At 64.1% G+C, this 13,964-nt stretch carries 14 protein-coding genes; 3 read left to right on the top strand and 11 right to left on the bottom strand.

Features of this window, described 5'->3' with window-relative positions; translation table 11 throughout:
• Nucleotides 1-22 precede the first annotated feature (22 nt).
• The 6 genes from OKW27_RS34160 to OKW27_RS34185 all read right to left on the bottom strand — a co-directional run bounded on the left by OKW27_RS34160 (nucleotide 23) and on the right by OKW27_RS34185 (nucleotide 6,375).
• A complete protein-coding gene (locus tag OKW27_RS34160; RefSeq protein ID WP_018420032.1) occupies nucleotides 23-724 on the bottom strand; it encodes a glutathione binding-like protein in 702 nt (233 codons plus the stop codon).
• Between the two features lie 127 nt (nucleotides 725-851).
• Nucleotides 852-2,111: an acyl-CoA dehydrogenase family protein gene (locus OKW27_RS34165; protein ID WP_429336042.1), complete on the bottom strand. Its 1,260-nt coding sequence runs from the start codon at nucleotides 2,109-2,111 to the stop codon at nucleotides 852-854.
• A gap of 57 nt (nucleotides 2,112-2,168) precedes the next feature.
• A complete protein-coding gene (locus OKW27_RS34170; protein WP_429336043.1) occupies nucleotides 2,169-3,275 on the bottom strand; it encodes a phosphotransferase in 1,107 nt (368 codons plus the stop codon).
• 20 nt (nucleotides 3,276-3,295) lie between these two features.
• Nucleotides 3,296-4,012 carry a histidine phosphatase family protein gene (locus tag OKW27_RS34175; protein ID WP_429336044.1) on the bottom strand — a complete coding sequence of 239 codons (717 nt, stop codon included), beginning with the start codon at nucleotides 4,010-4,012 and terminating at the stop codon, nucleotides 3,296-3,298.
• A 21-nt stretch (nucleotides 4,013-4,033) separates the two neighbouring features.
• Nucleotides 4,034-4,822: an oxepin-CoA hydrolase, alternative type gene (locus OKW27_RS34180; protein WP_429336045.1), complete on the bottom strand. Its 789-nt coding sequence runs from the start codon at nucleotides 4,820-4,822 to the stop codon at nucleotides 4,034-4,036.
• Entirely contained in the window at nucleotides 4,819-6,375 is a 1,557-nt protein-coding gene (locus OKW27_RS34185; RefSeq protein ID WP_429336046.1) for a 3-hydroxyacyl-CoA dehydrogenase, read from the bottom strand. Before OKW27_RS34185 ends, OKW27_RS34180 begins: the two co-directional genes overlap by 4 nt.
• A 127-nt stretch (nucleotides 6,376-6,502) precedes the next feature.
• Here OKW27_RS34185 and OKW27_RS34190 point away from each other — a divergent pair, with 127 nt between their 5' ends.
• Entirely contained in the window at nucleotides 6,503-7,150 is a 648-nt protein-coding gene (locus tag OKW27_RS34190; RefSeq protein WP_187610954.1) for a glutathione S-transferase family protein, read from the top strand.
• A 109-nt stretch (nucleotides 7,151-7,259) separates the two neighbouring features.
• Here OKW27_RS34190 and OKW27_RS34195 read toward each other — a convergent pair whose 3' ends face one another.
• Both OKW27_RS34195 and OKW27_RS34200 read right to left on the bottom strand, forming a co-directional pair.
• Nucleotides 7,260-8,432 carry a pyridoxal phosphate-dependent aminotransferase gene (locus OKW27_RS34195; protein WP_429336047.1) on the bottom strand — a complete coding sequence of 391 codons (1,173 nt, stop codon included), beginning with the start codon at nucleotides 8,430-8,432 and terminating at the stop codon, nucleotides 7,260-7,262.
• 186 nt (nucleotides 8,433-8,618) lie between these two features.
• A complete protein-coding gene (locus OKW27_RS34200; RefSeq protein WP_429336048.1) occupies nucleotides 8,619-9,125 on the bottom strand; it encodes a putative toxin-antitoxin system toxin component, PIN family in 507 nt (168 codons plus the stop codon).
• A gap of 57 nt (nucleotides 9,126-9,182) precedes the next feature.
• On the opposite strand from OKW27_RS34200, the gene yaaA reads away from it, so the two are divergent.
• Together yaaA and OKW27_RS34210 are read left to right on the top strand one after the other, a co-directional pair.
• Nucleotides 9,183-9,965, top strand: coding sequence for a peroxide stress protein YaaA (gene yaaA, locus OKW27_RS34205; protein WP_429336049.1), 783 nt, complete (start codon nucleotides 9,183-9,185; stop codon nucleotides 9,963-9,965).
• A gap of 51 nt (nucleotides 9,966-10,016) precedes the next feature.
• A complete protein-coding gene (locus tag OKW27_RS34210) occupies nucleotides 10,017-11,183 on the top strand; it encodes a M14 family metallopeptidase (protein WP_429336050.1) in 1,167 nt (388 codons plus the stop codon).
• A gap of 111 nt (nucleotides 11,184-11,294) precedes the next feature.
• Here OKW27_RS34210 and OKW27_RS34215 read toward each other — a convergent pair whose 3' ends face one another.
• From OKW27_RS34215 to OKW27_RS34225, 3 genes are all read right to left on the bottom strand, one after another.
• Entirely contained in the window at nucleotides 11,295-11,912 is a 618-nt protein-coding gene (locus OKW27_RS34215) for a BspC domain-containing protein (protein WP_429336051.1), read from the bottom strand.
• A 174-nt stretch (nucleotides 11,913-12,086) separates the two neighbouring features.
• Entirely contained in the window at nucleotides 12,087-12,761 is a 675-nt protein-coding gene (locus OKW27_RS34220; RefSeq protein WP_184028785.1) for an energy-coupling factor ABC transporter permease, read from the bottom strand.
• A 120-nt stretch (nucleotides 12,762-12,881) separates the two neighbouring features.
• Nucleotides 12,882-13,763 (bottom strand): response regulator transcription factor, encoded by an 882-nt coding sequence (locus OKW27_RS34225; RefSeq protein WP_090803814.1) that lies wholly within the window; start codon nucleotides 13,761-13,763, stop codon nucleotides 12,882-12,884.
• Between the last annotated feature and the right edge of the window lie 201 nt (nucleotides 13,764-13,964).

Consider the following 13,964-nt stretch of genomic DNA (forward strand, 5'->3'; position numbering starts at 1 on the left):
CGCGTCAGCGAGACGGCCGAAACTAGTGTTTCGCGTACTGCGTCGCGCCAAACAGGATCTCTTTCGCCTTGTCGTCCATCAGCGGCGCGCGCGCCGACGCCAGCACGTCGACGCCGCGCACCACCGCCGGCCGCGCAGCGATCTCTTCATGCCAGCGTTTCACGTTCGGCAACGTATCGAGCTCGATGCCCTGGTTTTTCCACGAACGGGTCCACGGAAACGCGGCGATGTCCGCGATCGTATAGTCATTGCCGGCCAGGTAACGCGTCTTGCCGAGTTGCGTGTCCATCACGCCGTACAGACGTCGCGCCTCATTGGTGTAGCGATTGACCGCGTATTCGATCTGCTCGGGTGCATACACGCGGAAGTGATGCGTTTGCCCCAGCATCGGACCGAGGCCGCCCATCTGGAACATCAGCCATTGCAGTGCCGCGTAGCGCGCGGCCGGATCGCTCGGTAGAAACTTGCCGGTTTTCTCGGCCAGATAAATCAGGATCGCGCCCGATTCGAATAGCGCGAAAGGCCGGCCGTCGGCGCCTTTCGGACCTTCGGAATCGACGATCGCGGGAATCTTGTTGTTGGGACTGATGGCGAGAAATTCCGGCTTGAACTGGTCGCCGGCACCGATGTTCACGGCATGCACGTTGTAGGGTAGGCCTGTTTCCTCGAGCATGATATGAATCTTGTGGCCGTTCGGGGTCGCCCAGCTATAGACGTCGATCATCCTGGCTCCTTTGTTCGTCGAAGCGGCGCCGCAAAGAGGGCGCCGCCGTTGCCGAAAATTAGAGCATAGATCGCGCGACGCTGCTTGCCGCGGGCTCAGTCCCCACGCTCACACCGAGCCGAAGCACTTAAACGCGTGTGACCGGCATGTCAACGCGAGCCGCCGCGCCCGCATCCATATGACGCGCAAGTTCGAGCTTGGCGATCGCGTTGCGATGCACTTCGTCGGGGCCGTCGGCGAAACGCAGCGTGCGCGCCGACGCATAGGCATACGCGAGCGGAAAATCGTCGCTGACGCCGCCGCCGCCATGCGCCTGAATCGCCCAATCGATCACCTGACACGCCATGTTCGGCGCGACCACCTTGATCATCGCGATCTCGCCGCGCGCGCCCTTGTTGCCGACGGCATCCATCATGTACGCGGTCTTCAGCGTGAGCAGACGCGCCTGCTCGATCATGCAGCGCGCCTCGGCAAGACGCTCCTGCGTGACCCCTTGCGACGCCACCGGCTTGCCGAACGCGACACGCTGCAGCGAGCGCTTCGCCATCAATTCGAGCGCGCGTTCGGCGAGACCGATCAGGCGCATGCAGTGGTGGATGCGTCCCGGGCCGAGACGGCCTTGCGCGATCTCGAAGCCGCGGCCTTCGCCGAGCAGCATGCTGGTAGCGGGCACGCGCACGTTGTCGAGTGTGATCTCCATGTGGCCGTGCGGCGCGTCGTCGTAACCGAACACCGTGAGCGGGCGATGCACGGTGATGCCGGTGGCGTCGGCGGGCACGAGGATCATCGACTGCTGCTGATGGCGCGGCGCGTCGGGATCGGTCTTGCCCATCACGATATAGACCTTGCAGCGCGGATCGCCCGCGCCCGACGACCACCACTTGTGACCGTTGATCACGTAATGGTCGCCATCGCGCACGATGCTGGTCTGGATGTTCGTCGCATCCGACGACGCGACCTCTGGCTCCGTCATCAGAAACGCCGAACGGATCTGTCCCTGCAGCAGCGGTTCGAGCCACTCGCGCTTGTTCTCTTCGCTGCCGTAGCGCTCGATCGTCTCCATGTTGCCGGTGTCCGGCGCGTTGCAGTTGAACACTTCCGGCGCCCACGGCACGCGGCCCATGATCTCGCACAGCGGCGCGTATTCGAGATTCGTCAGGCCCGCGCCGCGCTCCGATTGCGGCAGGAACAGATTCCATAGACCGGCGTCGCGCGCCTTCTGCTTGAGTTGCTCGACCAGTTCGGTCGGCACCCACGCGTTGCCGTTCTGGCGGTTGCGCGCGATCTCCGCATAGAACGCCTGTTCGTTCGGGTAAATGTGCTCGTCGAAAAAGGCGAGCAGCTTTTCGCGCAACGCCTGGACCTTCGGGGTGTAATCGAAATTCATCTTGGACCTCGCGGGTAACGGACTGCGAATGATGGGGAGCAGGGCGCGCCCTTGTGTCTAGAGAACCTTCTGCGCATAGCGCCAGGCGAGTTCGGCCATCGGCTTCGCGCGCCGGCCGGCGTCGAGCGCCTGCGCGTTCGATGCGGTACCGTCGACGACGCGCTTCATGATCCCTTGCAGGATCGCTGCGATGCGGAACATGTTGTAGGCCAGATAGAAATTCCAGTCGCCACGAATCTCGAAACCGGTGCGTTGGCAATAGCGCTCGACGTACCGCGCTTCATCGGGAATGCCGAGCGCGGCCCAATCGAGTCCCGCGATGCCGCGGAACTGCGTGGGGTCGACATGCCACGCCATGCAGTGGTAAGCAAAGTCGGCGAGCGGATCGCCGAGCGTCGACAGTTCCCAGTCGAGCACCGCGAGCACGCGCGGCTCGTTGCGATCGAAAATCAGATTGTCGAGCCGGTAGTCGCCATGCACGACCGACACGCGCTCGTTCGTCTCCGCCGGCATATGCTGCGGCAGCCAGTCGATCAGCCGGTGCATCGCGTCGATCGGCTCGGTCTCGGACGCCAGATACTGCTTGCTCCAGCGGCCGATCTGGCGCGCGAAGTAATTGCCTGGCTTACCGTAGTCGGCGAGGCCGGCGGCGGCGACGTCGACACTGTGCAACGCCGCGATCACGCGATTCATTTCGTCGTAGATCGCCGCACGCTCGGTGGGCGTCATGCCGGGCAGCGATTGATCCCACAGCACGCGACCTTCCACGAACTCCATCACGTAGAACGCGCGACCGATCACGCTTTCGTCCTCGCACAGCGCGAGCATGCGTGCGACCGGCACGTCGGTGTCGGCGAGCGCGTGCATCACGCGGTATTCGCGTTCGATCGCATGCGCGGACGGCAGCAGCTTCGCCGCGGGTCCGGGCTTCGCGCGCATCACGTACGCGCGCGACGGCGTGATCAGCTTGAACGTGGGATTGGATTGTCCGCCCGCGAATTGCTCGAGCGTGAGCGGCCCCTCGAATCCGCCGACATGTCCGGCCAGCCACGCGGCGAGCGCGTCGTTGTCGAAGCGTTGCCGCTCGTTGACCGGGCGGGTGCCCTCGAAAGCCGAGTAGTCCTGTCTGCGTGCCGGTTCGCCGGTCTGCGTGGCTTGCGCCATGTGTCTCCTCCAGTTCGGTGTCAGCTACGCTGGTATCGGATGAACTGTGCGTAGAGCATTTCCATCGTGGTGTTGCGAACGTCGCGATGCAACGGCGACGGCGGTGAATAGTTGAGCATGCGCAGCACCCAGTCGCGCGGCGCGGCGCCGACGTCGAGCGCATTGATGCAGCCGGTCGCCTGCGCCAGATGACCGAAGAACGTGCGGCCGCCGGCCGTCAGCGCGTGCGACAGGATCGCGCGATTGACGCCGCCGTGCAGCACCAGCAACGCGGTGTCCCACGACGTGTCTTCGCGCAGCGCCGTGACGGCCGGCAGAACGCGATCGAACAGATCGCCGATCGTTTCGCCGTCGAGAAAGCGCATGCTCTCCGGCACGATGCCGTCGAACACGCCGAGAAACGCGGCCTCGATATCGCTCGGCGGAATGCCGCCGAGCCGTCCGCCGCGAATTTCTCGCCACGCGGGCTCGATTTCGGGCTCGATCTGCTGACCCGTTTCGGCAAGCACGCACCGCGCGGTTTCGATCGTGCGCGGCAAGCCGCTGACGATCACGCGGTCGAAGCGCACCTGCTGTTCGGCGAACACGCGGCCCGCCGCGCTCGCCTGCTCGCGGCCGTTCGCGTTCAGCGGCACGGTTTCAGGATCGATCGCGCGGCCGGAGTCGTCGAAGTAGGTGACGTCGCCGTGACGCATCAGGAAGATGCGGCGCCGTTTCGGCAGTTGGTAGTCGGGCATGTCGGGCGGCTCTCTTGTGGCTTATTTGAAGATCGGCGCTCGTTTTTCGAGGAACGCGGTGATGCCTTCGAGACCGTCGCGATGATGCAGCGACGCGACGAAGTTATCTCGCTCGGCGACCAGATGATCCGCGAGCGGCTGCGTACCGGCCGCGGCGATCAGCCCCTTGACGCGCGCGACCGAATTGGGCGAAATCGCGCCGAGCTCGTCGGCCCAGGCGAGCGCGTTATCGAGCGCGGTGCCGGCTTTGGTGAGCCGGTTGACGACGCCGAGTTCGTGCAGACGCGCGGCGCCGATCGGCTTGGCTTCGATCAGTACCTCGGTGGCCAGCTGGCGCGGCAGCGCCTCGGCGAGAAACCACGAGCCGCCGCCGTCGGGCGTCAGACCGACGCGCGCGTAGGACATCGCGAATTTGGCGTTGTCCGCGGCGACGATCAGATCGCAGGCGAGCGCGAGCGAAAATCCGGCGCCTGCCGCCGCGCCTTCCACCGCGGCAATGACCGGCTTCGACGATAGCCGCAGTGCCGAAATCCATTGAGCGAGCATGTCGATGCTATCGGCTTGCACGGAGGGATCTTTGGCGCGATTTTCGAGCAGGCGGTTCAGGTTGCCGCCCGCGCAAAAGAAGTTATCGGCGCCGGTGATCACGACGGCGCGAATCGACGGATCGCGCTCGACGGTATCGAATGCCTCGATGCCCGCGGCGTACATGTCCGGATGCAGCGCGTTGCGCGCACCGGGGTTCGACAGCGTGAGGACCAGCGTGGATTCGCTGCTGGCCGGGCGTGAAGCGAGCAGGGCGGCGCTCATGATTGGGTCTCCGTTGGGATGTCGGCGGCGTCGCGCTGCGTGAGCGCGAGGCCGAGTTGCGCGCGTCTTGCGAGCCATGGCGACGGACGGTAGCGCGGCTCGCCGAGCACGCTGTGCATGTTGCGCAGGATCGTGAGAATGGTGGTGGCGCCGAGCGCGTCGCCGAGCGCGAGCGGTCCGCGCGGATAGCCGAGGCCGAGCATGACGGCGAGGTCGATGTCCTCCGGCGTCGCGATCTGCTTCTGCGCGATGTCGCAGCCGATGTTGACGATCGTCGCGACCACCCGCTGCGCGACGAAGCCGGTCGAATCGCGGATCACGGTGACGGGGATGCCGTCGGCGGCGAACAGCGCATGCGCGCTTTCGCGCGCGGCGCGTGTCGTGGCCGGTGTGGTCATCAGCGTGCGGCGTTGCGCGCTGAGGAGCGGGAACAGTGCGTCGACGGCGACGACGCGGCTCGCGTCGAGCGCTTCGTCGACCGCGGCCGTGGTCGCGTCGTGGCCAAACGGCGTGACGACGATCAGCGAACCGGCGGCGGGCGTCGCGCCTTCGTCGAGCTTTACGCCCGCTTTGCCGACCAGTTGCACGACGGCCTCGTATGCGTCGCGGTAGCGTTGGCTGACCCACACGCTTTGCGGCAGCGTGGTCGGCGCGGGCGCTTCGGCGGCAACCTGCTGCTTGCCGTCCACGTAGCGATAGAAACCTTCGCCGCTCTTGCGGCCGAGCAGTCCGCCCGACAGCCGCGTGCCCGTGATCGGCGACGGCGTGTAACGCGGTTCTTCGTAGAACTGGTGATAGATCGACTCCATCACCGGATGCGACACGTCGAGCGCGGTCAGGTCCAGCAGCTCGAACGGCCCGAGGCGAAAGCCGGCCTGCTCGCGCATGATGCGGTCGATGTCCGCAAAGCTCGCGACGCCTTCGCCCGCCACACGCAAGCCCTCGGTATTCATGCCGCGGCCCGCGTGATTGACGATGAAACCCGGCATGTCCTTCGCGCGCACCGGCGTGTGGCCCATGCGGCGCGCGAGATCCATCAGCGCGTCGCCGGCTTCGGGGTCGCTGCGCAGGCCGTCGATCACTTCGACGACCTTCATCAGTGGCACCGGATTGAAGAAGTGATAGCCGACCACGCGCGACGGATCGGTGCAGCCCGCGGCAATCGCGGTGATCGACAGCGACGACGTATTCGACGCGAGGATGCAGCGGCCGCTGACCACGGTTTCGAGCTCGCGAAACAGCGCCTGCTTCACCTCGAGCTTTTCGACGATCGCCTCGATGACGAGATCGCAGCCGACCAGTTCGCTGATCGCCTGCACGCCGCTCACGTTGGCGAGCGCGGCGAGCGAGCGCGACTGCTCCAGCTTGCCTTTGGCCGTCAATTTGGCGAAAGTCTCCGCGAGATAGTCGCGCGCGGCGCCGACGGCGGCCGCGTGGGTGTCGTAGAGCCGCACGCGCAGGCCCGCGAGCGCCGCGATTTGCGCGATACCGCGGCCCATCGCGCCGGTGCCGACGATGCCGATGGTCGCGATGCTGAAATTGCGAGAGTTCATTGTGATGCCCGACTCCATGGTTATTTTAGAATAGCACGATCGTGCAATTTCTTGGATGATTCGATGGAAAGCCGCTGCTTCAACCTCGACGCGCGGTCTCACACACCATGACACAAGGAGACACCCCATGATCAAGCTGTGCGGTTTTGCGCTGTCCAACTACTACAACAAGGTCAAGTTCGTGCTGCTCGAACATGGCATCGAGTTCGAGGAGCAGTTCGTGAAGCCGAGTCAGGAAGAAGCGCTGCTCGAGCATTCGCCGCTCGGCAAGGTGCCATATCTGCAGACCGAGCACGGCGACCTCTGCGAGTCGCAGTGCATCGTCGAATATCTGGCTGCGCGTTTTCCCGACAAGCGGATCTTCTCCGCCGATCCGTGGCAGGCCGCCAAGGAACGCGAAATGATCTTTTTCGTCGATGTACATCTCGAGCTGACAGTGCGTAATCTGTACAAGGAAGCGTTTTTCGGCGGCACGGTCAGCGACGCGACGAAAGGGCGCGTCGAGAAGCTGCTCACGCATCACATCGCCGGTTTCAAACGGATCGCGAAGTTCTCGCCGTATCTGTGCGGCGAGCAATTCAGCGTGGCGGATACCGCCGGCTACGTGAGCCTGCCGCTCGTCGGTATGGCGACACAGACCATTTACGGCCGCGATCTTCTGCTCGAAGCGGGGATCGACTGGAAGCGCTACGTGAAGACGATCAACCCGCGGCCGGCTGCGCAGCGCGTGACGGAGGATCGCAAGGCCTGTGTCGCGGCATCGCGTGCGTCCTGAGGGAATGAGCGCAGTGCCATGAAGCGCGCATGGGTGCGAAGCGCACACCCGTGCCGCGCAGCGCGATGGCAAGTAACGTGGGTTCGTTCGTGGCATCGCGCAAGGCATCCTAGAGCCGCGCGAGCCGTTCGAGCGCGGTAGCGAGCGTGCCTTCCTGCTTGGCGAAGCAGAAGCGCACCACGCCCGACTCGTGCGCCTCGTGATAGAACGCCGAGACCGGAATCGCCGCGACGCCGATTTCGCCGGTCAGCCATTGCGCGAATTCGGCTTCGGGCAGGTCGCTGATCGCCGAATAGTCGACGCACTGAAAATACGTGCCCGTGCACGGTAGCAGCCTGAAGCGCGAATTCGCGAGGCCCGCGTGGAAGAAATCGCGCTTGCGCTGATAGAACGCCGGTAGCTCCACGTACGGCGCCGGGTCTTTCATGTAATCGGCGAGGCCGATCTGCATCGGTGTGTTGACGGTGAACACGTTGAACTGGTGCACCTTGCGGAACTCGGCGGTCAGCGCGGCGGGCGCGGCCACATAGCCGACTTTCCAGCCCGTTACGTGGTAGGTCTTGCCGAAGCTCGACACGACGAAGCTGCGCTGCGCGAGTTGCGGATAACGCGCGACGCTTTCATGCGGCGCGCCGTCGTAGACCATGTGCTCGTACACCTCGTCGGACAGGATCAGCACGTTGGTGCCGCGCACGATCTCCTCGAGCTTGCGCATGTCCTGTTCGCGCCACACGGTGCCGGTCGGATTGTGCGGCGTATTGATCATGATGAGCCGCGTCTTCGGCGTGATCGCGGCGGCGAGCTTGTCGAACGGGATCGCGTAGTCGGGTGCGTCGAGCGTGACGAAGACCGGCTTGCCGCCCGCGAGTTCGATCGACGGCAGATAGCTGTCGTAGGTCGGTTCGATCACGATCACTTCGTCGCCGGGATGGACAGTGCAGAGAATCGCGGTCAGCAACGCCTGTGTGGCGCCCGCGGTCACGGTGATTTCGCTATTGGCGTCGTAGTGGCGGCCGTACAGATTCGCGATCTTGTCCGAAATCGCCTGACGCAGCGGCAGCACACCGGCCATCGGCGGATACTGGTTGTGACCGTCGCGCATCGCGTTCGCGACCGCGTCGACGATGCGCGGATCGCAGGCGAAGTCGGGAAAGCCCTGACCCAGATTCACCGCGCCTTTTTCCGCGGCGAGCGCGCTCATCACGGTGAAAATCGTCGTGCCGACGTTCGGCAGGCGAGACGGAAACGTGGGGCTCCTGGGCGTGTCGTGCGGTGCGTTCATGGCGTCGTGGGTAGCAGGGCGATAAGGTGGGCCGGTTCTCGAACTGTCGTTGCGAAGGGCGAAGCCTGATTGTAGGGAATCGCGACACGCTGTGCGCGCCGCGGGTGTCACGTTGATCGTCAGAAGCCGCCTGACGATGAACCTTCAACATGCGCTCGGCTCAACGCGCCGCACGGACGGTCGGATTCACGCGTTGCCGAACTCGCCCCCAGCATTCTGCGCGATGCCGATTGCCGCGACGAACGGTGCCGGTTGCGCGATCCTGAAGCCGAAGTCGCGCGCGATCCGTTTCGCGAGCTTCAGCACCGCACGGTCTTTCGACACGAGCCAGTCGGCCTGCGCCGCATGCGCAAGCTCAAGGAACTTCTGATCGTCGCGATCCTTGCATTGGGGCAGCGGCCGCGCGTCGGCGGCGGACTCGGTCGGCTCACACGGCTCGACCAGTTGCGCCAGCCGCGCGACGACCGCGAGCGCAGCGGCTTTGTCGACACTGCGGTGCGCGAACTGCGGATAGTCGAGCACGTAGGCGAGCTCGGCGAGGCAGCGCGCGTCGATCAGCGCGGCGAGCGCGCCGCTTTCGAGCGCGGCGGCGATCGGCCGCGTGTGAGGGTCGTCGAATACGAGTATGTCGATCCAGACATTGGAATCGAGTACGACGCGCAACGCGCCGCTTGAGGCGAGGGAACCGGGCATTCGTTACAATCGGGCTTTCGTCTTTGACCGCCAGGCACGGCGTGCCTGCAAGCCTCTATGATAATCGTTCTGTCGCCGGCGAAATCGCTCGACTACGACACCCCGCCGCACGTCAAAAAGCACACGATCCCCGATTTCGCCGATGACGCCGCCGAACTGATCAGCGGCCTGCGCCGTTTGTCGCCGCAACAGATCGCTTCGCTGATGAGCATTTCCGATCAGCTCGCGCACCTCAATTTTCAGCGTTACGCGGACTGGTCGCCGCAATTCGGCATGCACAACGCCAAGCAGGCGGTGCTCGCTTTCAACGGCGACGTGTACGAAGGTTTCGATGCGAAGACGTTGTCGTCGGCCGATCTCGACTATGCGCAGAATCACGTGCGGGTGCTGTCGGGCCTCTACGGCCTGCTGCGTCCGCTCGATCTGCTGCAGCCGTACCGGCTCGAAATGGGCACGCGCTTCGTCAACCCGCGCGGCAAGGATCTGTACGCGTTCTGGGGCGAGCGGATCACGCACGCGTTGAACGCGCAGTTGAAGAAGAATGCGGCCACCTCGCGCGTGCTGGTCAATTGCGCATCGGGCGAATATTTCAAGTCGGTCAAGCCGAAGCTGCTCGACGCGCCGGTCGTCACGCCGGTGTTCGAAGACTGGAAGGGCGGCCGCTACAAGATCATCAGCTTCCATGCAAAACGCGCGCGCGGCTTGATGGCGCGCTTCGCGGTGGAAAATCGCCTCGATCGTCCCGAGCAGTTGAAGGACTTCGAGACCGAAGGCTACGCGTTCTGTGCCGAAGCCTCGAACGACTCCACTTTCGTATTTCGCCGCCGCGTTGCGGAATAAGCGTGCCGCTGCGCTAAAAAGGCAGCGTGAATTCAGGCAGGGAAGACTCCGATGACGTTATCGATTACGAGCAATTTCGACGCAGGCGCAGTTGATGTGTTGTCCTGCGAGGACGCCGGCAATATTCGCCTGCGCGTACGGCCCGACAGCCATGCCGAGTTCGCGCAGTGGTTCTATTTCCGCCTGTCGGGCGCGGCGGGCGAGCGCTGCGTGATGACCTTCGAGAACGCCGCCGCGTGCGCGTTCGCGGAGGGCTGGCGCGACTATCGGGCGGTCGCGAGCTACGACCGCGTGAACTGGTTTCGCGTGCCGACGTCGTACGACGGCCGCGTGCTGACGATCGACCATACGCCCGATTTCGACAGCATCTACTACGCGTACTTCGAACCGTACAGCGAGGAGCGTCATGCCGAGTTTCTCGGCGCCGTGCAGCAGATGCCGCACGCGTCGCTGACCGAACTCGGCAAGACGGTCGAAGGCCGGCCGATTTCGCTGCTCACGCTCGGCGCGCCGCCCGCCAACGATGCCGCCAACGCCGCGCCCAAAAAGAACATCTGGCTGATTGCCCGGCAGCATCCGGGCGAGACGATGGCCGAATGGTTCATCGAGGGGTTCGTGAAGCGCCTCGCCGGTTGGGGCGATTGGGCGGGCGACCCGGTCGCGCGCAAGCTCTACGATCATGCGGTGTTTCACATCGTGCCGAACATGAATCCGGACGGCAGCGTGCGCGGCAATCTGCGCACCAACGCGGCCGGCGCGAACCTGAATCGCGAATGGATGGAGCCGGATGCCGCGCGCAGTCCCGAGGTGCTGGTGGTGCGCGACGCGATTCATGCGATAGGCTGCGACCTGTTCTTCGATATTCATGGCGACGAGGCATTGCCGTATGTGTTCGTCGCGGGCTCCGAAATGTTGCCGGGCTTCACCGAGCGGCAGGGCCGCGAGCAGACGGCGTTCATCGAGGCGTTCAAGCACGCGAGTCCGGATTTTCAGGACAAGTATGGCTATGCGGCGAGCAAGTATCGCGAGGATGCGTTGAAGCTCGCGTCGAAGTACATCGGCAACGAATTCGGCTGTCTGTCGTTGACGTTGGAAATGCCGTTCAAGGACAACGCAAATCTGCCCGACGAGCGGGTCGGCTGGAACGGCGAGCGCAGCGCATCGCTTGGCGCCGCAATGTTGCAAGCGATCCTGCGACACGTGGAGACGTTCGCCTGAAGAAGCGGACGGATGGACACAAAAAACGAGGCGCGCACGGCAAAAGTGCGTGCCTCGTTTTTTATTGGGGCGACTGATCGGACGATGGCGCGGCTCGATCAGCGCCAGATGTCATTGGCTCTTCTTCTTCGAGCTCTTGTTTGCCGATTTGCTCGACGTCGTGCGCGACGATTGGCCCGAGCCTGTCTTTGACGACTTCTTCGACGTCTTGCCGCCGACCGCGTGCTTGCCTTTGCCGCCTTTGTGCTTGCCCGATCCCGCGCTATGCGCGCGGTTTGGCGGTACCGGATCGTTCCAGCTGAATGCGAGCATCTGCGAGCCGACGTAGCCGCAGCGGAATTTCAGATCGGCCGGCTCGCCCGAGTTGTCCTGGCGCACGCCGACGCCCTCGACGGTGACGATGCTGTCCACCTTGACGCGCTGCTTGCCTTCGTCGAACGAGTCGTTCCATGGCGTGACCGACGAGTGCGCACTGTCGAACGAACTGGACGGGAATTCGACGTGGTCGAAAGCGGTCGACGTGCTCGCGACGAAGTCGCCATGCGCGGCGCAGTCCGCGACGAGCGGATCCGCGTGCATTTCGGTGATAAATCTTTTGACGAGGTCGTTGTGCTGTTCGAGTTGATCAGCGAGTGCGGGAGCCGCGCAGATGAGCGAGAGACTCGCTGCGCAGGCTGCCAACCGGCCGATCACCCGCAGCAACCGGCTCGGTACATTGGTGCGATCCATCTAGTTCTTTAGACGCAAATGGGAGATGAGGCAAATAAGATGCCGCGCGCAAGGGTTGAGTTCAATGTTGCTGCAAATATTCTGCCTTGTCCTGATGGGGGCGCCCGGAAAGTCTCCAGTGACGAGGCGCTGATTATCACAGATGCGCCGCACGCGACGTCAAAGCGCGCATTCTCAGGTGCGCGGGCCGCCCAGACGATAGCGCCGCACGTCGTAGGTGGTCACCCATGCGGGACGGTAGACCGCGATCAGCGCGGTCGCCATGCCAGTGAACCATGCTTCGCCGGTGGCGAGCAGCAGCACGCTGAGCGCGTAGCCGATCGGCACCACGGTCATCGAACCGCCGGACACGACGATATGGATGCCGAGCGCTGCCGCGGCCGTCAACGACACGGCAATGGCGGGCGAAACGAAGCCCTGGCCGAAGATGAACATGAAAAGATTGCGCGGTAGCCACGCGGTGCAGATGCGCTGGAGCAAGGTCGAGATGGCGACGGGCAGGGCTCCGTACACGAGGAACGTCAGCGCGATGCCCTGCCACGGCGCATCGAAGACGACGGCGGCCAGACCCGCGACCACCGCCATCGCGATCAGGGCGAGCCCCCAGTCGAACAGCGTGACGACGAGCGTGGCGCCGAGCAGGTGCATCACGGTGCCGTCGTCGAGCCAAGCGTTGCTCGACCACAGCACCGACACCGCGACGATTATCGCGAGCCAGACATGCTGGAGCGTGCCGTCCTGAAGTCTTTTGAAAGGTTTTTTCCACAGCGCGAGCGCGATCACCATCGCAGTGGCAATCCAGCCACCGACAGCGACCCAAAACGGAAGCGGTGTGTAGAGGAAACCCATGTGTCTCATATTACTCGTTGGACGACAAAAGGTGTGAGCGGATTCCATGCCAGCCCACCCTCGACGCTGCGCGCATGCGGACGTTCCAACCCATGCGCGCGGCGTGCCCCGCACCCCGCGTCATGCGGAACCCGGCCCGACCGACTTCCGCGCGGGCCGGCCGGGTGGGGCCTCACCGTACGACGTGGCGGGCTCCGCGGCCATCGGTAGCGCGCTGCTGGTGTCGCTGCCCGGCAACGGATACTGGAAGCGCGCACGTGTGCGGCGCCGGAGCGGAACTGGGCCAGGCTGCCCGCGGATGACCGGCCGCGCGCTGTGCTCGCCGTTGTTGCGCAGCACTTGCAAATGATTCGTGAGCCATCCGTTGTAAAGCGCGACCGCGGCGGCGCGATTGGGCGCACCAAGTTGCTGGAATATGCTCGTCAGGTGGATCTTGACCGTACCTTCGCTAATGCCGAGCGTGCGCGCGATCATCTTGTTGGTGCTGCCCATGTGCACGCAGCGCATGATCTGCTCCTGCCGCGGTGACAGCCCGCCCGAGAGTTTGTTGCGGCGGGGCGGCGGACTTTCTTCGTCGAACGTACGGATCGCGGTGTCGGTCGGCAGCGGCGGATCGATCGCCAGCGCGCCGGGCGGCACGTAGTGACCGCCGAGCAGCACCATTTCCAATGCGCGCACGATCAGGCAGGGATCGGTGTCGCGTGGAACAACGCCGAGCACACCTTCGTCCATCAGCGCGCGCACGAGCGCGGGCAAAGTCCCGTCGGTGAGCACGCTGATGCGCAGGTCCGGAAAGTGGCTGAGCAACGCGCGCACCTGCGCAACCGACATCCAGTCCTCCCAGTCGATCACGACGAGATCAGGCCGATAACGCTTGAACGGACGTTCGAGCAGACGCCATTCATCGGCTTCTGTGAAGCGTGCCAGCCGGTCGATCTGCCGCAGCAAGGCCTTGAGTCCATCACGTCGTTCTGCGTTTGAATTGAGAATCGCGAAGCGCATGCATGTCTCCAGATGTATCGGGCGAAATGGCGCGACGCATCTGTGGGACTCGTGGAGCTGACTCGATCACGGCGATGCGTCACCGTGCCTATGATGACAAATTCCCTTCGTTTTGACGGCTGTCCAAAAGGCATAAGAAATGCGGACAATCAACAAAAAAGCCCCGTGTATACGGGGCTTTTTTGCGATAAGGCAGGGATG

Origin of the sequence: Paraburkholderia sp. 35.1, from assembly GCF_050436525.1 — a bacterium.
Classification (GTDB): Bacteria; Pseudomonadota; Gammaproteobacteria; order Burkholderiales; family Burkholderiaceae; genus Paraburkholderia; species Paraburkholderia tuberum.